Below are 22,613 nucleotides of genomic sequence, written 5' to 3' on the forward strand. Positions count from 1 at the left end.
GAGCCGCCAGTCGTAGCTCAGGATTCAACAGAGAACAGATAGTGATACACAGGCTGTCCGCCATTGTGAATTTCAAGCTCAGCGTCTGGATACGTCGCTTCAATCCAGGCTGCCAGCTGGCTTGTCTCCTCTTCCGAAGCCTCACTTCCGGTCAGAATTGTAATCACTTCCTGACCCTCCTCCATCATCGCACCTAGCAGTTGCTGGCATGTCTCAACCAGCTCTGGCGCTGTCGCAACGATTTTGGAATTATGAATACCGATATAATGTCCTTGACGGATCGACATTTCATCCATCGTTGTATCACGTACAGCCAGTGTGACCTGACCGGATTTTACATGGGTTAATGCTTCGTTCAGATTCGCCGTATTCACATCAGCAGGCTCATCTTCCTGAAATGCAAATGCAGCTGCGATTCCTTGCGGAATGCTTTTGCTCGGAATCACGGTCACCTGACGCTGATCCTCCAGCAGATCACGTGCCTGCTGCGCAGCAAGCACAATGTTAGAGTTATTCGGCAAAATATAAATATGACGCGCTGACAGGCTTTCTACCGCTTTCACAAAATCCTCTGTACTCGGATTCATCGTCTGTCCACCAGCCAAAATCACATCTACGCCCAGACTGCGGAAAATCTCAGCAATGCCATCGCCGGAAGATACAGCGATAATACCATATGCTGCTACCTCTTCTGCGGGTACCGAAGCTTCCGTTTGCGGATTGATCGGCTCCTGCGGAATATCGGCAAACAGCTCTGGCGGCGGTGCAATATCCAGACCTGCCGACAACAGATCACGATGTTGCTCACGCATATTTAAAATATGAATTTGTGTAATTTCACCATATTGCAGTGCCAGATTCAGCACCTCGCCAGGCGCTCTGGAATGCACATGTACTTTAATAATCTCGTCATCGGAAATGACGATAATCGAATCACCATTTACCGCCAGCGCAGCACGGAACTTCTCTTCATCAAATCGTGTACCGGCAGCTCCACCAAGTGTACGGTTAATGAAAAACTCCATATCATACAGAAATTCGATATCTTCCGTTTCCAGCTTCGCCTGTGCAGATAAAGGTACATCGATAGCGACCTTTGCCAGCGAAGGTGCATTGGACTGCCCTGTTGAAGTCGAAGCTGCTGTATTTCCATGACTGGAAGCCGACTGACCATGCTGCAAATAGTCATAAAAACCTTCATAAATATAAACGAGTCCCTGTCCACCAGAGTCCACGACACCAACCTGCTTCAGTACAGGCAACATCTCCTGCGTCTGTGCCAGCGTCGCTTGCGCTTGTTTTAATACTTCGCCCATCAGCTCTGTAATGTCAGTCGTGCGACGTGAATAATAAACAGCATGCTTGGCTGCTTCACGTGCTACGGTCAAAATCGTTCCCTCTACCGGCTTGACTACCGCCTTGTACGCTGTTTCTACTCCTTGCTGCAATGCTGCTGCAAACTGAGCTGCATTCAATTCATCACGAGACGCGGCAGAACGACTGAATCCACGGAATAGTTGAGACAGAATCACGCCAGAGTTACCACGCGCGCCCATCAACAGTCCTTTGGACAATATCGTTGCTACCTGTCCGATCACAGGCGATTCGCTCCGTTTCAGCTCATTTACTCCTGCGGTCATCGTCAAATTCATATTCGTTCCTGTATCACCATCCGGTACAGGAAATACATTTAAAGAATTGACGTGCTCGGCATGCTCATGCAGTTTCTCCGCGCCAGCTAGTACCATCGCGGTAAAATCAACCCCGTTTAAAGAACGCTTGCTCAATGAAAAATCCCCTTCCTCATCTATCATCACTCGTATGATCGGGCTTACCGTATACATAAGCCTCCTGATCTCTTTTGATTCAACATTTTGTTATAATTATGATTTCATATGACGTGAGCGTAAAGCGTGCTAGTATTAGAATGAATGTTGCAGCTATTTGACCTATAACCTCAATACATTCGATCCCCTTCAAATACCTGCTAATCTGACATACAATACGCACTGACAAAATAGTCGTTGCATTTATTTTAGCACCATGTATTCGTACCAAGTACCAAGAACAGGCATTCGCTCACATAACAAGCATAAAGAGCGGCGAAATCAACCGATTACTTCCGGTGTGACGGAAATAAAACGCTTTTACATTTGTCCGCAAATGGGCTTGCTTTATTACGTACATCTTACACTGAACTATGTTACATTGTACTATAACGCTGTTCAGAAATAAATAAAGTATTTAGAAGTGTTGACGTTGCTTTCTTGATTATGATAGTATGTTATGAGTGTTGTTTTCATGCACTTTTTTGGAAATAGGAGGTGTAACTATGGCTCGTAAATGTTATGTAACTGGTAAAACTGCTGGTAGCGGTAACCACGTATCTCACGCAAACAACCGTAATCGCCGCACTTGGGGCGTGAACGTTCAAAAAGTTCGCATCCTCGTTGACGGTAAACCAAAGCGCGTTTATGTAAGTACTCGTGCTCTGAAATCCGGTAAAGTTACTCGCGTATAATGATATGTCGATGAAGAAAGCACTCTCGCTGAGGGTGCTTTTTTGCTGTGGATTTTGAAATAAATTTTGATGGTGGCTGAGTAGATTTGTTGTGAGTTACAGCGCTCCGGCAAGGGATAAGGGGACGGACTCGGGTGGAGCCGCGGGAATCTTTTGGATTAGGAAGAATGAAGATTCCCGCCCCTCCAAAGTCGTCCTTTTCCCTTATTCCCTTGCCTCCGCTCCGTGCGCAGTCATACATTATGTGCTATTGACCGTTCATACTCATATGTTTACTGATGTACTATCAATATTCAATCTAGTAAATGAACTGTTCTGGAAGTGATATTCAAATTCAATTCATGGCAACCAGCCATTTAATTCTGCTCTTACCATACTTTATCTTATGAATTGTACTTCCAACACTTTGCACGTTTTTGTTCATGAGCACTTTAGCATATTAGTATGTATTAACTATGTCCTCTTAATCAATGTATTTTAATTCGTCATATAATAGCTATTCACTATCTGGTTATTTTTATTAATTTCATTGCAATGGACGAACTTACTACTTTTCTATTACTTTCAATCTCATTCAATACTACTTTTAAGCTTACCAGACACTTTTATTCTCGTTCTGAAAAAAGGAATTAAATTGTAATCACATCGTTTCGTTTACCCTTGTAAATTTGCTATTTGCATTGCCGCCGCTTTACTTTATTTAATTCACTTATTCTACTACTATCCTTTTTTATTTCTTCGTTATCGTTTAATTGCGTATTTACATATAAAAAAAGCGTGTCAAAGTTAGTCTTAACTTTGACACGCTTTTATTTTGTCTTACGATATTGGATTGCGCCTTGATGATTAAGCTCACTTTGCTAGATCATTTTACAACATTCGCCATTCTCATGCCCAGCTTTACGCCAGACTATCGCGAATACTCCGAATCGCGGCTGCGCGGTCTGGGGCGCCGAAGACGGCGCTTCCGGCTACGAGGACGTCTGCGCCTGCTTCGACGACCTGGCGGGCGGTGGAAGCGGCGATGCCGCCGTCTACTTCGATGTGTAGAGCGGTATGGCCCGTTTCATTTGCCCATTGGCGGATTTGACGAATTTTGTGTACGGTGCGTGGGATGAAGGACTGTCCACCGAAGCCCGGATTGACGGTCATCACGAGTACCATGTCGACATCTTCCAGCACTTCACGAATGGCACTAGCTGGGGTTGCCGGGTTGAGGGCAACGCCTGCTTTAGCGCCGTGTTCCTTGATCAAATGAATAACGCGATGCAGATGCGTGCATGCTTCGGCGTGTACGGTAATCATCTGTGCACCGGCTTTAACGAAATCAGCTATATATTGATCTGGATTTTCGATCATCAGGTGAACATCGATAAACAGTCCGGTATGCGACGATACCGCTTGTAGGACTGGCGCGCCAAACGTAATATTCGGTACAAAATGTCCATCCATCACATCGACATGCAGCCAGTCTGCACCACTGCGTTCAACTTCTTTGACTTCCTCCAATAAATGTCCAAAATCTGCGGACAGAATAGAAGGAGCAATTTTGATATTATGCATCGGTTAGTACCTCCGTTTCTCGTCTTTCATTTCCTGATAGAACTGCTGATAATGCTTGTAGCGCGTAGCTGCAACCTCGCCTGTCTCCAGCGCTTCAATCACTTTGCAGCCAGGCTCATGCAAATGCGTGCAACCACGGAATTTGCAGCCATCGGCATACTCGTTAAACTCACGGAAACACGAACCGAGATCATCTACGCCCAGCTGGGTAAAATTGAGCTGACTGAAGCCCGGTGTATCCGCTACATAGCCGCCACCTTCAAGCTCAATCAGCTCGACATGGCGTGTCGTATGCCGTCCGCGTCCAAGCCGCATACTAATCTCGCTCGTATGCAGATCGCTGCCGGGAATCACTTTGTTCAGCAGCGAAGATTTGCCAACCCCGGATTGTCCGGCGAACATGCTAATTTTACCGTTCAGTTCCGAACGAATCTGATCGGTGCCCAGTTCGTTTTCCGCACTGGTCAAAATAACCTGGTAACCGATTCGTTCGTATAGTTGTTTCGCCTGCTCCACTTCATGTAGTGAAGCTGTATCCTCTGGGTCCAGCAAATCCATCTTTGTAAAACAGATCAGTGGCTCCAGTCTGGCATGCTCAATATGTACCAGAAATTTATCCAGCAAAATCAGGCTAAGGTCAGGTTCCTTGACGGAAAAGAGCAGCACCGCTTGACGAATATTCGCCACAGGAGGACGGATTAATTCCGTCCTCCGTGGCAATATTTCATCAACGGTGCCTTCTCCGTTCTCAGTCAATGAATAGATGACCGCATCACCGACAAGCGGTGAAATGCCTTTTTTCTTAAAAATGCCTCTGGCGCGGCACTGGATTGTACCCCTCTCGGAGAGGGAGCTATCTTCGCTCTCCGTATCCGGTTTAACGTAATAATATCCGCTTAGCGCTTTGACAATTAAGCCTTCAGGCATGCCATCCGTCCTTTCATTTCTTAAACTAAATTCATCCTACCATCAAGGTCCGTTTGTACCCGCAGGAGGGTCTGTTGCCCCGCTACCGTTACCATTGTTATTACCCGGTCCCTGGTTATCACTACCATTCGCGTTACCATTTCCATTGGTATTACCATTATCAGTGCCTGTGCTTCCAGCGGCTGGATCGGTGCCTGTGCTACCGTTATCAGCCGGTGGCGTCGTTGGTGAAGTCGTTCCGCCATCTGGCGGTGGAGTAACCTGACCGGTATTGTCCGGCTCGATAACGCCTTCCTGTACCGTTCCCTGTTTGGCATCATTATAACTGATCGCAAACGTATCCAGGAACTGGCCATCACGATACACTTTAACAACGCCATTTTGACTTGGATCAAGGATCATATTCACCTGTAACGATTGACGCGAATTGATTGTTTTGGTGCCCCAATTACGATCTGCGCCACGTGCATCGGTATAAATGATATTAATTTTACTCGCTTGACCCGCTGTCTTTGGCGGTACCGAAACAGAATACGTAAAGTCGAGTGCTTCTGGCGGATAACCGCTGCTCACCCATAGATCGACTTTACTTCCTTTCGTTGCGGACGCGCCTGCCTGTGGGTTTTGACGGGTCACTTTACCCGCTTCTACTGTATAGCTTGATTCCTGCTGTACATTACCAACCGAGAAGCCTGCACCCGACAATTTCGATTGCGCAGAGGATTGTCCGGCATTCGTCACATCCGGTACGCTTGCGGTTGAAGCGCCCTTGCTCACGACGAGTGTAACAGCCTGTGTTTCCGGCTTCACATCTTCGTTGGCACCTGGGTTTTGATCCAGTACGACACCACTGTCTACATTGTCACTCGTCTTGTCTTCACGGGTAATCAGATTATCTTTGAAGCCAAGCGCAAGTAACTGTTTGCGTGCATCTTCATAAGTCGTCTGTCCATCTTTAAAATCAGGCATTTTGATCGGGTCTTTGTCTACGGTCACACTTAGCGTTACCTGTGCGCCTGACTTGACCGTTGCATTTGGCGCCGGGTCCTGGGCGAACACAATCCCGGCCTCTTTGCCTTCCTGATATTCGTAATTGATCTTATCCGCAACGGTAAGCCCTGACGCTTGCAGTTGCTGTACCGCACTCTGTTCTTTTTGATTGAGCACGCTTGGCACAACGACATCTTTCGTTTCCAGCGTAGAGCTAACGTACATTACGATTGCAGTCATAATTAACAACACTACGACAACGAGCGATACCCATACAGCTGGCTTTTTCCAGAAGCTTTTCGGCTTGGTAGCGGGATTTGTTCTTCCACGGTCGCGTTCCATATGGCGAACATCCTCCTTGTCAGGCGGTGGGATCGGGATCGAATTCGGCCGAATCGCCGATATGACCTTCGTCTGCTCATCATCGTCATGAGTTGGAAAATATACTCTCGTTTCTGTACTACGTTCTGGCATCAGACATGTATCCAGATCGAGCAGCATATCCTGTGCGGAATGATAACGCTCGGCTGGATTTTTGCGCATCGACTTGAGAATGATATTTTCAACACTTTGCGGAATCAACGGATTGATCGCACGCGGATCTTCAAATTCATCCTGCAAATGTTTGAGCGCAACACTGATTGGGCTTTCCCCTTGAAAAGGCAATCTGCCCGTCAGCATTTGATACAGCACGATACCAAGTGAGTACAGGTCAGACTTCTCGCCTGTCGTCACACCTTTGGCATGTTCCGGTGAAAAATAATGCACTGAACCTACAACCGAGCCAGTCTGAGTAATCGTCGTTGAGGTGACCGCACGCGCAATCCCAAAATCAGTAACTTTCACGCGCCCATTCAAACCGATCAAAATGTTGTGCGGCTTAATATCGCGGTGAATAATCTGATTATGATGCGCATGTTCCAGTGCATCACAGATTTGAGTTGCAATGCGAACCGCTTCCTCGACCGGCAACGGTGCTCGTGCTTTGATGATCTCATTCAAGTTTTGTCCATTTACATATTCCATGACGATAAAATGAACATCATCTTCCTGACCTACATCATAAATGCTAACGACATTCGGATGGGACAACGAAGCAGCCGACTGCGCCTCACGGCGAAAACGGCGAATAAACTCTTCATCATATACAAATTGCTGTCGCAATACTTTGATAGCTACATGGCGGTTCAGCAGCACGTCCAGCGCTTTATATACAAGCGCCATGCCGCCTCCGCCGATCTCTTCCATAATTTCATAGCGTCCGCCCAGAATACGTCCAATCATGGCGTCCACCCCTCACTATGTGCACCCTGTGCTGATTGATCATATTCAAACAGGGCTACGGTAATATTGTCTTCGCCACCCGCTTCCAGCGCGAGTGCAACCAGATGACGTGCACGCTCGTCAAGCGCAATACCTGCCAGTGCTACCGTCTCAATCTGATCACGTGTAATCATATTACTAAGTCCGTCACTGCATAACAGCAATACTTCGCCCGAAGATAACTCGATATGGTCCAGTTCTACACTCACTTCGGAATCCGTACCGAGCGCACGTGTTAATACGTTGCGACGTGGATGAGAAGCTGCTTCCTCCTGACTAATTTGTCCGGTTTTCAGCAGTTCATTCACCAGGCTATGATCTTGAGTGATTAGGCGCAATCCTTCCTCGCTGATCAAATAGGCACGGCTATCGCCAATATGACCGATAATACCCTGACTTCCTTTCAACAATACAGCCACAACGGTCGTTCCCATATTATGATAATCATCACTCGTCTGGGCCACATGAAAAACAACATCATTCGCATGTAAAATCGCATCATGCAGCGCGGCACGACATGCTTCTGCCGATAGCCCCGCTTCAAGTCCTTGCAAATCCGAAATGACCGTTTGTACAGCGAGACGACTGGCGGTATCGCCTGCGCGATGCCCACCCATGCCGTCCGCTACAATACCGAGTACATATTCACCCTGTATATTGCCTACCCATACGGAATCTTCATTCACCTGTCTGACGCGTCCCTTATCACTCAACTGTGCTGTTTTAATCAACACCGATCACCTCGCAGTCGACTCCATGTGCTTCGCACGCAACTGTCCGCAAGCCGCAGCAATATCATGTCCCTGCTCACGACGGATCGTTACGTTCACACCTTTGTCTGCCAGAATACGTTGAAATTCAAAAATATCTTTACGTGGTGTACGCACATAATCGCGCTCCGGTACATAGTTAACCGGAATGAGGTTGACGTGGCACATCATATCTTTCAATACGTTAGCCAGTTCTTCGGCATGCTCAGGACGGTCGTTCACGCCGCCGATCAATGCGTATTCAAATGTAATCCGGCGTCCTGTTTTCGCCATATAATGACGCAACGATTCCATCACGTCATCAAATGGGAAGCGGCGGTTAACCGGCATCAGCTTGGAACGCAGCTTATCATTGGGTGCGTGAATCGAAATCGCCAGATTGATCTGTGTGTTTTCGTCCGTAAATTTGTAAATGCTCGGTACGATCCCACTTGTCGATACGGTAATATGACGTTGTCCGATGTTCAGACCTTTTTCGTGAATCATAATGCGCAGGAACTTCATCGTTGCATCATAGTTCTCAAATGGCTCACCAGAACCCATAATAACGATGCTGCTGACACGTTCATTCGTTTCATCGAGAATTTTTTGCGCCTGTACAACCTGTGCCACGATCTCACCAGCAGTCAGGTTACGTTTTAGACCACCCAGTGTGGATGCACAAAATGTACAACCGATCCGGCAGCCGACCTGTGTCGTTACACAGATACTGTTACCGTAGTTGTGACGCATAATAACAGTCTCGATCGCATGGTTATCATGCAGACCGAACAGGAATTTCACCGTACCGTCTTTGGATTGCAGCTTCGTAATTTCATTTAACAGAACAAAAGAAAACTGGTCGTTCAGCTTGGCACGCAGCCCCTTGGACAGGTTCGTCATTTCTTCAAACGAAGTTACGCGCTTCACATACAGCCAGTCAAAAATTTGCGTTGCCCGGAATGCAGGCTCATTATTTTCTTTCACCCAGTCCTGAAGATCCTCCAGGGAAAAATCATATATCAAGGGTTTCATTGGATTTATCACACCTATTCTTCATATCTTAAATTTGTTGATCTGATCATAACTATCGGGTTCACATCTTTACTATTTTAGCACAAAACAAAGAAAGCCTAAAGGGGCGCGCCGCCATTCGGTGCTACAATTTGCTTGAAGCATCTCCTGACGGGCCCGCTGTAGGCTATACCGCAGTAGTTTTACAGGTGGTTGCGGTGTATTTTCATCCTTATCTTCGTTGTTAACCTATCCTATCAAACTATACATTTATGCTTTCAAACGCAGCGCAGCGATATAAAATCCATCCGAGTGATAATCCTGCGGCAAAATTTGTACGCCGATCGAAGTTGAATCGGATGCTGTATGGTCGGTCAGCTTATTAGCAAACAACGGCACAACGACCGGTTCAAACTGAGGATGTGCTTCGATAAAATGACGTACAACATCTTCATTTTCACTCTGCTCGATCGTACAGGTGCTATACACGAGTATACCACCAGGCTTGAGCAAGGAGGATACACGTTCCAGCAGTCTACGCTGCAAAGCAGCAATCTCTTTAATATCGGAAGCGGACTTGTTCCACTTCAAATCCGGTTTGCGGCGAATAACGCCAAGACCTGAACAAGGTGCATCCAGCAAAATGCGATCAAATGAAGCTGCTTCATAACGCTCAGCTAATGCCATCGCATCACCAACAGCCGTATCAATGACCGATAGATGCAAACGCTGTGCCTGATCATCGATCAGCTTGCGCTTGTGCTCATGAATATCATTGGCGATAATATGCCCTTTGTTTTGCATTTTTTCAGCCATATGGGCAGTTTTACCACCTGGAGCCGCACAGCAATCCAGCACCTTCATCCCCGGCTCTGGCTGCACTGCCTCGGCAACGAGCATCGAGCTTTCATCTTGAATCGACAGCAAGCCATCGCGATACCAGTCCGTCAGTGCCATATTGCCGCTACCGCCAACGAGAATACCATCCGGCGCAATAGCCGATGGCTGAGCATAATAGCCTGCATCGTTTAACGTCTTCAGCATCTCTTCACGGGTCGTTTGGTTTGTGTTCACACGGACGCTGACCGCAGGTGGCTCATTGTTAGACATACAAATCTGCTCGGTGATACTTTCACCGAATTGCTTTATCCAGCGCTCTACCAGCCATTCTGGATGCGAATATTGTAACGATATACGCTGTACTGTAGATAAATGATCTGGAATGACAAGTTCATCCAGCTGACGCAGTACATTACGCAGCACGCCATTGACCATACCGGAAATCCCCTGATGACCACGGCGCTTGGCAATATTGACCGCTTCATTCACTGCTGCATGCGGAGGGATACGATCCAGATAATAAATCTGGTAAAAGCTTAACCGTAGCAAGCTGCGCACCCACGGCTGCAATTTATGCACACCTTTTGCTACAAAACGTCCGAGAAAATAATCAATCGTATTCAAATGAGAAATCGTACCGTACACGATCTCGGTCGTTAGCCCAGCATCTGCTCGTTCCAGCCCTGACTGTACCAGCGCCTGATTCAATTGCAGGTTGCTGTACGATCCGCTTGCTTCCACATCTGTCAACACATTTAGTGCCACATCACGAGCGGACAGCTTGCGTGCACCTACTTTAGGCGCGGACTGCGGCTTACCGGAGCCGTTACGATTCGCTGGTGATGACGATCGTTTGCCCTGCCCGTTGGAGGAATCATTTCCGGGTGACGGCGATGGACGACGCGGACGTTTATCAAATGAGTTCACGATAACACCGTGCCTGTCGCCATCGTATTGCCACGTGCAAAGTCAGCTGCACGCAGCGCTTTTTTACCGGCAGGCTGTACTTCCGTCAGTGTCAGCACACCATCACCTGTGCGAACGACGATTCCGTTTTTGTTAAATTCCAAGACTGTACCTGGCGCAGCGTCAGCAGCACCAGCAGGCAGTGTGTCATTTTGCTGCGGCTTGAGCGTTTTCCATACTTTGAATACATCGCCATTCCACAGCGTGAAACCACCGGCAAAAGGCACCAGTCCGCGAATCTGATTGTAAATGGAACGACTGTCTTTGCTCCAGTCGATCTTCTCATCTTCACGCGTCAAATTTGGTGCATATGTCGCCTCTTCGTCATTTTGCGGCTCGGCATCTACTTTGCCTGTCAGCAGACGAGGAAGCTCCTGTTTTAATAGTTCAGCACCCGCGACACTCATTTTCTCAAACAATGTGCCTGATGTGTCCTCATCCGTAATCGGAACTTCCAGACGTGCGATCATATCACCGGTATCGAGTCCTTCAGCCATATACATTAGTGTAATGCCGGTAACGGTTTCGCCATTAATAATACAGCGCTGAATCGGTGCACCGCCGCGATATTGAGGCAGTAACGAGCCATGAATATTCACACAGCCAAGTCGTGGCAGATCCAGTACAGCTTTTGGCAAAATCTGTCCGTAGGCGGCGGTCACGATCAGATCAGGCTCATAAGCAGCCAGCTCCGCTACCGCTTCGGGATTGCGCATCCGCACGGGCTGCAATACAGGCAGATTATGCTCTAGCGCCGCGGTTTTGACTGGCGATGGAGTAAGAACTTTTTTGCGTCCTTGCGGCTTATCCGGCTGGGTAACGACACAAACAATATTCATGCCCTGCTCCAGTAGCAGCTTCAAGCTTGCTACCGCAAAATCAGGCGTTCCCATAAAAGCGATTCTGGTCAATGTTTATTCCCCTTCCTCGTCCAGTCTGCGGTCATAGACACGCTCGGCGATATCGGTGAACAATACACCGTTCAGATGGTCGATCTCATGTTGTAGTGCACGTGCTAGCAGTTCGCTTCCAGTGATCGTGATCTCGTTACCGTCACGATCCAGACCTTTTACGGTTACTTCCATCGCACGACGGACTTCGCCGTTCAATGCTGGAATGCTAAGACAGCCTTCCGAACCAAGTTGCTCGCCACTGCTTGCAACAATCTCAGGATTGATCAGCTCAATCAGACCATGCTCGTCTCCTACGTCCACTACGATTGCGCGCTTAAGAATACCTACCTGTGGAGCAGCCAGTCCTACACCGTCTGCATCGTACATCGTTTCTGCCATATCGGTCAGCAGCTTTTGCACATTAGGTGTGATCTTCGTAATTTCTTTTGCTTTCTTGTGCAGCACTTCATCCGGTTCTTTTACAATAATACGAATTGCCATCGTCTCATCCATCCTTTACGTCATGTCAGTTTATTTCGTTTGCCTATTTTCGCTTACCTATGTGCACAGAAAGTACAGATCATACCGACATTGCATAATCCGCAAACAGCAGCCCCGTCACCCCGATCAGCGCCCAGCTACAGGCATTGGTCAGAGCAATCGGGGCAGTCTGTGCTACATCATTACCTGTGGATCAACATCGATGCTGATCAAAAGTTCTTTATCGCGTGCGCTGTCCTGAAGCTGCTGGGATACAAATTCCGCCAGCTTCGCAACGTCCATATCTCCACGCCATTTTATCATACATTGGAATCGGTATCTATTTTTTAAGCGTGGAATCGGTGAAGCGACCGGTCCGAGCACATCAAGTGCCTCGGTGGAGAAGCGTTCGAGACTACCCAGCCAGCCGAGTCGCTGCGCCTGATCTTTGACCATTTGCACATAATTTTCAGCGATTCGCACGAGCAGCGGCAACTTCTCATGGGAAAATGTAATCAGCGCCAGACGACAATATGGCGGATAGCCAAGTCCCTGACGATGTTTGAGTTCCTCGCGCACGAACGAAGCATAATCGTGTCGGCTTGCATGCACGACCGAATAATGGTCGGGATTATACGTTTGTACGATAACCTCGCCTGGCAAATGATGTCTGCCTGCGCGTCCGGCTACCTGTGTGAGCAACTGGAACGTCTTCTCCCCTGCACGAAAATCAGGCAAATGCAGCGCTGAATCGGCGGCGATAACACCGACCAGCGTCACATCAGGGAAATCCAGACCTTTCGCCACCATCTGTGTACCGAGTAGCAAATCGGCTTGCCGATCACGGAATGTGTTGAGCAGCTTCTCGTGCGAGCCTTTCTGCGTGGTCGTGTCCACATCCATACGCACGACCCGTATACCGGGAAATAGCTTCGCCAGTTCTTCTTCCACTCGCTGCGTACCGGTACCAAAATAGCGAATATGCTCACTGCCACATTCCGGGCACACTTCCGGTGCTGGCTCTGCATGACCGCAATAATGACAGCGCAAATTGTTGGAACGCTGGTGAAAGGTGAGTGAAATATCACAGTTTGGACACTCTGCGACATAACCACATGTACGGCACATCACAAAGGTCGAATGTCCACGCCGATTGAGCAGAAGGACAGTCTGCTGCTTTTTTTCCAACCGATCTGCGATCGCCTCATGCAATGGACGGCTGAACATCGAACGGTTCCCTTCTTTTAACTCTTCACGCATATCAACAATGTGGACAGCTGGCAGTTCGCTCCCCAGTGCACGTCCATGAATTTCCAGCAATGTCGGCTGAAATGCCTCATTGCTCTGCGAGCGTGCAGCATGATAACTTTCCAGCGACGGAGTAGCTGAACCGAGAATGACGACCGCCTGATGCTGATGGGCACGATGTACAGCGACATCGCGGGCATGATATTTAGGGCTTTCTTCTTGTTTGTATGACGTCTCATGCTCTTCGTCCATAATGATCAGACCGAGATGGGCAAATGGAGCGAAGATCGCGGAACGCGCACCAATCGCCACCAGCGCCTGCCCTTCGCGAATTTTGCGCCATTCGTCATAACGCTCACCGCTGGATAGACGGCTATGCATGACAGCGACATGATCACCAAACCGACTTTTAAAACGCTCGACCATTTGCGGCGTCAGCGAGATTTCCGGCACCAGCATAATCGCTTGCCGACCTTGCTCAATCACGCGCTGAATCGATTGCAGATAGACTTCGGTCTTGCCGCTCCCTGTAATGCCATGCACTAGAAATTCGCCTTCGGTACGACGATCAATTCGCTGTACAATCGCGTTATAGACCATCTGCTGCTCATCTGTCAGCACAAACGGTTGACTCGGTTTAAAATAACGATCTTTATACGGATCACGAAATACTTCGGTATCTTGAATCGCAATATAGCCTTTATCCGCAAGCGACTTGACCGTGCTTGCTGTCACACCAAGCACGCTTAAAATCTGTTTCATCGACACTTCACCGCCGATATCGGCAATAAAAGCGAGCACTTCCTTTTGCCGACTTGCCCGCGCTGGAAATTCATCGATAATCGTGCGAATCTCATCCTCTGGCAAGCGCAGTGACACGGTACGCACCGTCTTTTTTTGCACCTTATCGCGAATACTGCGCGTTTCCGACAATACACCACGTTGAAGCAGGCGCTTGATCGTGTCTGCCTGTCCAGCAAATTTACGACTCAAATGCTCCATCCGCACTTCCTGCTGCTTGCGAATATGCGCAACGATCGCCGCTTCCGCTTCATCCAGCTCGTCTACTGTTTCAAATAGTACCGGTTCATCTGCTGTCGTTGCAACCTGCTCACGCTCGCCCCACTCCGATGGATCAGCCACTCGAATATAACGCTCTGCCTTGCCTTTTAGCGCTGCTGGCAGCATCGCTTGCAGCGCCGTAATCCGGTGACACGCATAACGCGCGCTCATCCAGGCTGACAGCTCAATCAGATCCTCAGATAACGGCGGAACAAGATCAAGCAGTTCCTTGATCGGCTTTAATTTAATGTCCGGTGTCTCTGATTGTTCGGCCAGTCCAATGACAAAGCCCTGTAATGTACGCGGTCCAAAAGGCACCCCGACCCGACTGCCTATTTCCAACCAGCCCTGCATCGAATCCGGAATTAAATAATCAAACGGTCGGTCAGTGCCACGGCTCGGAACATCAACGATCACCCTGGCAATCCGGCTCATGAGGCAGACACCCCGCTCATTCGCTTCGCTGCGAGTTGTAACAAGCGTGAAGCGACTTCGTCTTTGCCCATTAACGGTACATCGTCAACCAATCCCTGCTCATCAAAAATCTGTACCCGATTCGTATCGGTGCCAAAGCCAGCGCCAGCTGCGGTAACATCATTAGCTACAATCAGATCACAACGCTTGCGTTTGAGTTTGTCCATCGCATACTCGGCAACATGCTCCGTTTCCGCTGCAAAGCCGATTAAAAATTGATCTATTTTACGTTCACCCAGACTTTGTAAAATATCGACCGTCTTCTCTAATTCCAAAATCAGATCGGCATCCTTCTTTTTCATTTTGGTAGAATGAACCGTTTTCGGACGATAATCCGCTACCGCAGCCGTTTGTACCATAATATCGGTATCGTTCCATTCTGCCAGTACAGCTTCATACATATCCTGCGCGGATTGGACGCGAATCGTCTCGATATCCGCTGGCAACGGCACCTGAACCGATGCTGCAATCAGCTTCACATCCGCACCCATTCGATGCGCCATCCGTGCTACCGCAACGCCCATTTTGCCAGATGAATCATTCGTAATGTAGCGCACGGGATCGATACGTTCAATGGTGCCGCCTGCTGTAACGGTTACTTTGCGTCCAGCTAACAAACCTGCCAGCTGACGTTCACGTTCCTGTGTTATAAAATATTGCTGTACGACGGAAATAATCGTTTCTGGCTCTTCTAAACGACCTTTGCCCACATAACCGCATGCGAGCATGCCTTCGCCTGGCTCGACCATCATCACACCGCGATCGACCAGTGTGTTCATATGACCGATGATCGCAGGGTGCTGATACATATGCACATTCATCGCTGGCGCGACCATAATCGGTGCTGTTGTAGCAAGTAGCATCGAGGTGAGCATATTGTCAGCCAGTCCAAGTGCCATTTGAGAAATCGTATTCGCGGTCGCCGGCGCGATCAATACCAGATCAGCCAGATCAGCTAGATGAATATGAGTCACGACCTCAGGATTGCGCTCATCAAATGTATCGATATGCACAGGGTTGCGTGATAACGTCTGCAAGGTTAGCTCGGTAATAAACTTGGCAGCCGATTCGGTCATAACGACATGCACGTCGGCTCCCTGCTTGACCAGCCCGCTACAGAGCGCAGCTGCTTTGTAAGCGGCAATGCCGCCGGTAATGCCAAGCACGATCTTTTTGCCTTTTAGCATGATATTCCCTGCTTTCCTTGTAAATTGGTGGTGGGAAGATGATTTTACCTGGTGTGGGTAGATACACTTGGATGATGGTGCTGCAACCGCTCGGGTAAGGAATAAGGGGACGGACTCAGTGGAGCCGCGAGAATCTACTGGATTAGATTGTAATGTAGATTCCCGCCCCTCCAAAATCGTCCTTTCCCCTTATTTCCTTTCCCTCGCTCTGTGCAGATTGCATCATACGTGTGTAATTAAAAACGGTAAAATATCTTTGTATAGTATGAAGCAGTAAATTTCTTCTCCAGTTATGAAGCATGTATATGAATTTCTTGCATATTCGAAAGCAACTACAGTAACAATCATAATGACTATTCAATCATCGGTATATTGATATATACATTGGCGTGCCAAATAACTACACACTTAAAGCGTTTAAATTAGCATCAGATGACACGCATTCAATCATATAGGATGGATCACACGAACATTGTACATCCTTTATTTATATAACGTTTCTATTTTTGAAAACTTCGCCCTCTTCTCTTGCCTTTAACTCCGATTATCAAATAAAAAAGGATTGAGAAATAGTCTTCTCAATCCCTTTATTATACCTCTAAATGTGCAAAAAGGGTACAGGTATTCGTACATCCTGTGCGTTGTTGGGCATACCATTATACTGTATATATTGTGATCCAGTTAGCGGATGCTTCGCCCAAGTCAAGCTTGCTTTCAGGCGGTACATTGCCTGTTTCGTATGCTTTTACAGCAGGATCTAAATTAGCATACATGGTACATGGACATTTCTTCGCACAAAAAATAACAACCTTTCGGTTGTTATCATTGTCTTTTTCACCATGCTCTCATAAATAAGCTACTGGCAAAAGAAGGTTTTAGTTTTAGTTTTCGCGATCGCTTTGTTCTAGTTCTGCTTCAGTACGGCGCTCGATTTTGATGTTGTCGTTGTAGATTTCTTCTAGTGCTACGCCAACAAATTTGTGAGCTTTTGGATGGTGCAGTTCACTTTTGCTGCCATCACGCAGTTGTCTTGCACGGCGGGATGCCGCAACAACGAGCGAATATTTACTGTCTACTTTGTTCATCATTTCATCAATGGATGGATATAACATCGTTTTGCACCTCATATTCTGTCAGAACATTTCTGCTCTGCAACTTATTTACGAATCTTGCAATGCTCGGCGACGATGATGCTTTCGATACGCTGGCAAGCCAGCTCGATCTCGTCATTGACGACCGAATAATCATAATGCTTCATCATTTCCAGCTCATCTGCTGCAACAGTCATACGATTGTTGATCGTATCGACAGTTTCCGTACCACGATTTTGCAGACGGTTTTGCAGTTCTTCAAACGAAGGAGGCGTCAGGAAAATGAACACACCCTCAGGAAACTTCTCCATCACTTTCAGTGCACCCTGCACTTCGATTTCCAGAAAAATATCGTTGCCTGCTTCCAGTGTGCTCTCGACAAAATCACGCGGTGTTCCATAATGATTGCCTACGTATTCTGCGTATTCCAGCAGCATATCGCCAGCGATCATATCCTGAAATTGCTCACGAGTTTTGAAGAAATAGTTGACCCCATCCACTTCACCTGCACGCGGCTGGCGAGTGGTCGCAGATACCGAATAAATCAGCTCCGGCTTGCGTGTGCGCAGTTCTGCGCTGACGGTTCCTTTGCCGACACCGGAAGGGCCGGACAGTACAAATAATAATCCTTTAGACATGATACACTCCAATGTAGACTGCCGGTAGCCTGATTCCAAGCACCGGCAGTCTGATTTTGTTTATTCGTCGTTATCGTCGTCCTTCAGAGACAGACGATGAGCTACGGTTTCCGGCTGAACCGCCGATAAAATGACGTGATCACTATCGGTAATAATTACCGCGCGTGTACGTCGACCATAGGTTGCATCAATCAGCATATGGCGATCGCGTGCCTCCTGAATAATCCGTTTGATTGGAGCGGATTCGGGGCTTACGATAGAAATGATCCGGTTTGCGGATACAATATTACCAAAGCCAATGTTGATAAGTTTGATTGCCATGTTCAGGTTTTTCCCCCTATGCATTTGACTCAATTGCGCCGAAACTAACGTCGCTTCTCGGTCTTATTCCAAATTGGCGGCTTGTTCACGGATTTTTTCCAGCTCCGCTTTCATCTCGACGACATGGTTAACTAGAGCCAGATGATTAGCTTTGGAACCGATCGTATTGACTTCCCGGTTCATTTCCTGAAGCAGGAAATCGAGCTTACGGCCGATGGAATCATCGTGATCCAGCAATTGCCGGAATTGTCCAAAATGACTCGACAGCCGGGTTAATTCCTCATCGATATTAGAACGGTCGGCAAAAATCGCCACTTCCATTCCAATTCTTGATTCATCCCAGTGAAAGCTACCATCCTGTAGTTCACTTAGTCGCTGCTTCATTCGAATGCGGTGCTCCTCGACCACAGTAGGCGCAAGTTGCCGCATCTCCCCATAAAGCTGTTCCAGATGAGCAAGTCTACCTTGCAGGTCAAAGACCAGATGCCGCCCCTCACGCACCCGCATTTCCACCAGGCCGTTCAGCGCCTCGTCCAATGCCTGCTTAAGCAATTTTTGCAATTGTTCTGGATCATCCTGCTCATTACTGCGCTCCTGTGCCGTCATGACTCCGGGCAAAGCAAGCAGATGACTGACCTCTAATGCGCCTGCCACCTCGTATCGTTGCCCTAGTTCTGCCGCGGCGGCAATATATGCCGCAGCCGCTTCATGATTGAGCTGGAGTGATGATGGTTGCCCATCATCCTGCTCTTTATTTACAAATACGTCAATCCGTCCACGCTTCACCTTGCCCTGTACGAGCTTACGCAGGCTATCTTCCATACTTGCCCATTCACGCGGCATACGAAGCATGACCTCGCAATAGCGATGGTTTACGGATTTCACTTCAATCTGGATTTTGTAGCCACCGTATTGAACGGCGGACTGACCGTATCCGGTCATACTGAATGACATCGGCATCACATCCGTTATACTATTGTAATTGATTATTTGCCTTGAAACAAGGGGTTTGGACGTTGCTTTGCTTTTGCCCATACGTATTCGGTCAGACGAGCGCTCATGTCATATAGCATGAACGGCGTCATAATATAAATTCCGTTAAAATGCTCCAGCGCCACATCGATCAATTCCTCGGCGATCAAGACGCCCATCTGGCGCCCTTCCTCACCTTCTAATCCGGACATCCGTCCACGAATATGATCCGGTAACTGAATACCAGGCACTTCATTGTGCAAATATTCCGCATTACGTCCGCTTGCAAGCGGCATAATACCAATAAACACAGGCACCGTCAAATGACGCGTCGCCTCGCGAATATTCGCAATCAAATTCGGGTCATATACCGGCTGCGTCATCACATAATCCGCTCCAGCCGCGATTTTCTTTTCCAGACGCTGCACCGCTTTATCCAGATGCTTCACATTTGGGTTCAGCGCCGAACCGACGACAAAACGCGCGCGGTGCTTAAGCGTCTTCCCGGAAAACGCAACCCCTTCGTTCAGCTGCTTGATCATACGAATCATATCAAATGAAGTCATATCATATACCGAGCTAGCACCCGGCAGATCGCCGAATTTGGACGGATCGCCGGTAACGGCAAGCACATGGTCGATGCCAAGCGCATTTAGCCCCATCATATGCGATTGACTGCCAATCATATTGCGATCGCGGCACGTAATGTGCACAAGCGCACGCAATCCATATTCACGCTGCACCAGATGCGCAAGCGCCATATTGCTCATACGGGTAACGGCAAGCGAATTGTCCGCCATCGTCACCGCATCAGCACCTGCTTTTTTTAGCGCTTCGGCACCGGTCATAAAATTGCTAATATCCAGATCACGCGGCGGGTCCAGTTCCACGATAACGGTTGGACGCTCATTCACCAGATCAACAATCGTCGGCGGCGCTTCCTCGCCGATCGAATCCCAGCCGTGTAAAATATCTTTTTCCATCGTAATGCTCACCTGTGGTGAAGGCACTTGTACATTGGAAAAATCAAGTGCCGGCGCACTGTAGTCTTCCAGCGCACGCGCAATCGCCGCGATATGCTTCGGCGTGGTACCGCAGCAACCACCTACAACCCGTGCCCCCAGCTCTGCCAGTCGCACCGAACTTTGACCAAAATACGACGGTTTCGCCTTATAACGATATTCCCCGTCAATATAGCTCGCCACACCAGCATCTGGATACACAGACAATGGCAGGGCAACTTTACCCCGTACATATTCCAGCGCACGCATAATACCATTCGGACCGACACGGCAATTCAAGCCGACCATATCTGCACCTGCCTCGGCTAGAATCGCAAACGCATCCGGCAAATCATAACCGTCTTGCGTGCGTACCGAATCCTCTACGGTCAGCTGGCACATAATCGGAATATCGGTCATTTTACGCACCTGACGCAACGCAAGCGCCAATTCTTCCATTTCAAAAAACGTTTCCAGCAAAATGCCGTCTACGCCTTCGTCGAGAATCGCATGCACTTGCTGCTTAAAATATTTACGCAAATTTTGCAGGGGTGTGTTCGAACGTTTGCCCTCACGAATCGCCCCGACCGAGCCAACCACATAGGCTTGATCGCCAGCCGCTTTACGCGCAATCCGCACACCTGCACGATTAATTTCCTCCACCTTATGCTCAAGACCAAATTTGGCAAGACGCTCATAGTTTGCCGAAAATGTATTCGTTTCAATCAATTCTGCACCGGCATTAACGTACTGACGGTGAATATCTTCAATGATCTGCGGATTGAGCAGATTCAGTTCTTCATTTGAAATGCCAACCGGAAACCCGAGCTGGTATAAATAGGTTCCCATTGCACCATCGCCTACGATGACGCCTTCTGTCCATCTTGTCCGCAAATCCAGCTTCATACACGTACACCTCGCTGTCATAATGTACGCTTAATGTAACATAAATTGCAGGCAATTAAAGGCAAAATCGACTGATATAGCTAAAAGGTATAACTGCTTGTTAATCAGAGGTTATTAAAGCTGAAATCTGTGTAATCGTGGGTGGGATGATGCCTAATAACTCAAACGCTTGTGGTGCTACAACCACTCCGGCAAGGAATAAGGGAACGGACTCCGGTGGAACTGCGGGAATCTTTCGGATGAGATGGAAATGAAGATTCCCGCCCCTCCAAAGCAGTAAGATATTTTGCTGCGCAAAAATCCCTTTTTATTGAACTCCGTGTTAGAAAACCACTAACACTGTAAGTCGTCTTTTTCCCTTATTTCTTTGCCTCCGTTCCGTGTTGTTTGCATCCCATTAAGAACTCAAACACATATTCCACTTCAGCATATTGTTCTTTAATAGATTGATCTATTTAAATCGATCCCAGTCTGCAATTGACGAATCCTATATACAGCTACTTACAGTCAAAAATACGGTAAGTATCAATGATTTAAAAAGCTTTCAAAGTACATCTTGCAGCTGGTTCAATCCATCGTCTGCCCGGTATATACCATTTCAGCAGGCCCGGTCATGTATACACGATTTGTCGCTTCATCCCATTCAATATACAGGTCGCCGCCTTTAAGCGATACGTACGCATTACGGTCGCTATAGCCATTAAGTACGGATGCGACGAGTGTGGCGCATGCTCCAGTGCCGCAGGCGAGAGTTGGACCGGCTCCGCGTTCCCATACGCGCATATCGATGCGGTCACGGCTGCGAACGGTTGTAAATTCCACATTCGTTTTGCGTGGAAATAGCTCATGCTTTTCCAGTAGGGGTCCCCATTTGTGCAGATCGAATGATACGGCATCATCCACATAAATGACGCAGTGTGGATTGCCCATCGAGACTGCGGTAAATTCAAATGCCTGTCCGTCCGCTTCAATCGGTGCATTTAGCACAGGATTGTTAGCGATGGCAACCGGAATACGTTCACCTTCCAGAATCGGCTCGCCCATATCGACACGTACCGTTTGTGCTTTACCATCTTCGGCTTGAATGGTCACGGTTTGTACACCTGCGCCGATCGTTTCAATCCGAATTTCGGTCTGTGCTACAATCTGGCGATCATATACGTATTTGGCAACACAGCGCACTGCATTGCCGCACTGTTCTGCTTCAGATCCATCTGAATTCATAATGCGCATCATCACATCAGCACGTGCTGACGGTAATATGTAAACTAAGCCATCTGCACCGATTCCAAAATAGCGGTTGCAGTAGCGAATCGCCAGCTCTGCTGCATTCGCTGGCAACGAAGGCTCACCATAAACGACGATAAAGTCGTTACCGAGTCCGTTCATTTTTGTAAATTCCATGTTGGCTCTCTCCCTGCTCTATATACTCGTTAAAATGCACGTT

Annotated in this window: 18 protein-coding genes; 1 reads left to right on the forward strand and 17 read right to left on the reverse strand. The window is 48.0% G+C overall.

The annotated features are described in order from the left end of the window. Nucleotides 1-17: 17 nt before the first annotated feature. Nucleotides 18-1,787, reverse strand: a complete 1,770-nt coding sequence (locus AAHF22_RS19265) for a DAK2 domain-containing protein (RefSeq protein ID WP_347326645.1) — start codon at nucleotides 1,785-1,787, stop codon at nucleotides 18-20. A 545-nt stretch (nucleotides 1,788-2,332) separates the two neighbouring features. On the opposite strand from AAHF22_RS19265, the gene rpmB reads away from it, so the two are divergent. Then, nucleotides 2,333-2,521, forward strand: a complete 189-nt coding sequence (rpmB, locus tag AAHF22_RS19270; protein ID WP_082472268.1) for a 50S ribosomal protein L28 — start codon at nucleotides 2,333-2,335, stop codon at nucleotides 2,519-2,521. A gap of 900 nt (nucleotides 2,522-3,421) precedes the next feature. On the opposite strand, the gene rpe is transcribed toward rpmB, so the two are convergent. The 16 genes from rpe to dapF all read right to left on the reverse strand — a co-directional run bounded on the left by rpe (nucleotide 3,422) and on the right by dapF (nucleotide 22,570). Next, on the reverse strand, nucleotides 3,422-4,084 hold the full coding sequence (gene rpe / locus AAHF22_RS19275; protein ID WP_347326646.1) for a ribulose-phosphate 3-epimerase: 663 nt from the start codon (nucleotides 4,082-4,084) through the stop codon (nucleotides 3,422-3,424). Nucleotides 4,085-4,087: 3 nt separating this feature from the next. Next, a complete protein-coding gene (gene rsgA / locus AAHF22_RS19280) occupies nucleotides 4,088-5,011 on the reverse strand; it encodes a ribosome small subunit-dependent GTPase A (protein ID WP_347326647.1) in 924 nt (307 codons plus the stop codon). 42 nt (nucleotides 5,012-5,053) lie between these two features. After that, the gene (pknB, locus tag AAHF22_RS19285; protein ID WP_347326648.1) at nucleotides 5,054-7,285 is read right to left on the reverse strand and encodes a Stk1 family PASTA domain-containing Ser/Thr kinase; all 2,232 of its coding nucleotides are present in this window, start codon (nucleotides 7,283-7,285) and stop codon (nucleotides 5,054-5,056) included. Then, nucleotides 7,282-8,055: a Stp1/IreP family PP2C-type Ser/Thr phosphatase gene (locus AAHF22_RS19290; protein WP_347326649.1), complete on the reverse strand. Its 774-nt coding sequence runs from the start codon at nucleotides 8,053-8,055 to the stop codon at nucleotides 7,282-7,284. The genes pknB and AAHF22_RS19290 overlap by 4 nt, the downstream gene beginning before the upstream one ends. 6 nt (nucleotides 8,056-8,061) lie before the next feature. After that, nucleotides 8,062-9,108 (reverse strand): dual-specificity RNA methyltransferase RlmN, encoded by a 1,047-nt coding sequence (gene rlmN, locus AAHF22_RS19295; protein ID WP_347326650.1) that lies wholly within the window; start codon nucleotides 9,106-9,108, stop codon nucleotides 8,062-8,064. Between the two features lie 249 nt (nucleotides 9,109-9,357). Beyond that, nucleotides 9,358-10,692, reverse strand: a complete 1,335-nt coding sequence (gene rsmB, locus AAHF22_RS19300; protein ID WP_371834089.1) for a 16S rRNA (cytosine(967)-C(5))-methyltransferase RsmB — start codon at nucleotides 10,690-10,692, stop codon at nucleotides 9,358-9,360. 158 nt (nucleotides 10,693-10,850) lie between these two features. After that, a complete protein-coding gene (gene fmt / locus AAHF22_RS19305) occupies nucleotides 10,851-11,786 on the reverse strand; it encodes a methionyl-tRNA formyltransferase (RefSeq protein ID WP_347326698.1) in 936 nt (311 codons plus the stop codon). Between the two features lie 21 nt (nucleotides 11,787-11,807). After that, nucleotides 11,808-12,287: a peptide deformylase gene (gene def / locus AAHF22_RS19310; RefSeq protein ID WP_347326651.1), complete on the reverse strand. Its 480-nt coding sequence runs from the start codon at nucleotides 12,285-12,287 to the stop codon at nucleotides 11,808-11,810. A 174-nt stretch (nucleotides 12,288-12,461) separates the two neighbouring features. Then, nucleotides 12,462-15,011, reverse strand: coding sequence for a primosomal protein N' (priA, locus tag AAHF22_RS19315; protein WP_347326652.1), 2,550 nt, complete (start codon nucleotides 15,009-15,011; stop codon nucleotides 12,462-12,464). Further along, a complete protein-coding gene (gene coaBC / locus AAHF22_RS19320; protein WP_347326653.1) occupies nucleotides 15,008-16,237 on the reverse strand; it encodes a bifunctional phosphopantothenoylcysteine decarboxylase/phosphopantothenate--cysteine ligase CoaBC in 1,230 nt (409 codons plus the stop codon). Before coaBC ends, priA begins: the two co-directional genes overlap by 4 nt. A gap of 881 nt (nucleotides 16,238-17,118) precedes the next feature. Further along, nucleotides 17,119-17,349 carry a DNA-directed RNA polymerase subunit omega gene (gene rpoZ / locus AAHF22_RS19325; RefSeq protein WP_188775127.1) on the reverse strand — a complete coding sequence of 77 codons (231 nt, stop codon included), beginning with the start codon at nucleotides 17,347-17,349 and terminating at the stop codon, nucleotides 17,119-17,121. 44 nt (nucleotides 17,350-17,393) lie between these two features. Further along, nucleotides 17,394-17,966: a guanylate kinase gene (gene gmk / locus AAHF22_RS19330; RefSeq protein ID WP_347326654.1), complete on the reverse strand. Its 573-nt coding sequence runs from the start codon at nucleotides 17,964-17,966 to the stop codon at nucleotides 17,394-17,396. Between the two features lie 60 nt (nucleotides 17,967-18,026). Next, complete coding sequence (gene remA / locus AAHF22_RS19335) at nucleotides 18,027-18,287, reverse strand: extracellular matrix/biofilm regulator RemA (RefSeq protein WP_017814687.1); 261 nt, start codon at nucleotides 18,285-18,287, stop codon at nucleotides 18,027-18,029. Between the two features lie 63 nt (nucleotides 18,288-18,350). Beyond that, complete coding sequence (locus AAHF22_RS19340; RefSeq protein WP_347326655.1) at nucleotides 18,351-19,241, reverse strand: YicC/YloC family endoribonuclease; 891 nt, start codon at nucleotides 19,239-19,241, stop codon at nucleotides 18,351-18,353. A gap of 32 nt (nucleotides 19,242-19,273) precedes the next feature. Further along, entirely contained in the window at nucleotides 19,274-21,166 is a 1,893-nt protein-coding gene (locus AAHF22_RS19345; protein WP_347326656.1) for a bifunctional homocysteine S-methyltransferase/methylenetetrahydrofolate reductase, read from the reverse strand. Nucleotides 21,167-21,733: 567 nt separating this feature from the next. After that, nucleotides 21,734-22,570: a diaminopimelate epimerase gene (dapF, locus tag AAHF22_RS19350; RefSeq protein ID WP_347326657.1), complete on the reverse strand. Its 837-nt coding sequence runs from the start codon at nucleotides 22,568-22,570 to the stop codon at nucleotides 21,734-21,736. Nucleotides 22,571-22,613 lie beyond the last annotated feature (43 nt).

Origin of the sequence: Paenibacillus wenxiniae (genome assembly GCF_039822605.1) — a bacterium.
Classification (GTDB): domain Bacteria; phylum Bacillota; class Bacilli; order Paenibacillales; family Paenibacillaceae; genus Saccharibacillus; species Saccharibacillus wenxiniae.

Bases quoted from the DNA above. Each gene is read 5' to 3' on its own strand.
- rpe (WP_347326646.1), bottom strand. From the start codon at position 4,084: ATGCATAATATCAAAATTGCTCCTTCTATTCTGTCCGCAGATTTTGGA.
- rlmN (WP_347326650.1), bottom strand. From the start codon at position 9,108: ATGAAACCCTTGATATATGATTTTTCCCTGGAGGATCTTCAGGACTGG.
- AAHF22_RS19340 (WP_347326655.1), bottom strand. From the start codon at position 19,241: ATGTCATTCAGTATGACCGGATACGGTCAGTCCGCCGTTCAATACGGT.
- pknB (WP_347326648.1), bottom strand. From the start codon at position 7,285: ATGATTGGACGTATTCTGGGCGGACGCTATGAAATTATGGAAGAGATC.
- rpmB (WP_082472268.1), top strand. From the start codon at position 2,333: ATGGCTCGTAAATGTTATGTAACTGGTAAAACTGCTGGTAGCGGTAAC.
- priA (WP_347326652.1), bottom strand. From the start codon at position 15,011: ATGAGCCGGATTGCCAGGGTGATCGTTGATGTTCCGAGCCGTGGCACT.
- rsgA (WP_347326647.1), bottom strand. From the start codon at position 5,011: ATGCCTGAAGGCTTAATTGTCAAAGCGCTAAGCGGATATTATTACGTT.
- remA (WP_017814687.1), bottom strand. From the start codon at position 18,287: ATGGCAATCAAACTTATCAACATTGGCTTTGGTAATATTGTATCCGCA.
- rpoZ (WP_188775127.1), bottom strand. From the start codon at position 17,349: ATGTTATATCCATCCATTGATGAAATGATGAACAAAGTAGACAGTAAA.
- def (WP_347326651.1), bottom strand. From the start codon at position 12,287: ATGGCAATTCGTATTATTGTAAAAGAACCGGATGAAGTGCTGCACAAG.
- coaBC (WP_347326653.1), bottom strand. From the start codon at position 16,237: ATGCTAAAAGGCAAAAAGATCGTGCTTGGCATTACCGGCGGCATTGCC.
- dapF (WP_347326657.1), bottom strand. From the start codon at position 22,570: ATGGAATTTACAAAAATGAACGGACTCGGTAACGACTTTATCGTCGTT.
- gmk (WP_347326654.1), bottom strand. From the start codon at position 17,966: ATGTCTAAAGGATTATTATTTGTACTGTCCGGCCCTTCCGGTGTCGGC.
- fmt (WP_347326698.1), bottom strand. From the start codon at position 11,786: ATGGGAACGCCTGATTTTGCGGTAGCAAGCTTGAAGCTGCTACTGGAG.
- AAHF22_RS19345 (WP_347326656.1), bottom strand. From the start codon at position 21,166: ATGAAGCTGGATTTGCGGACAAGATGGACAGAAGGCGTCATCGTAGGC.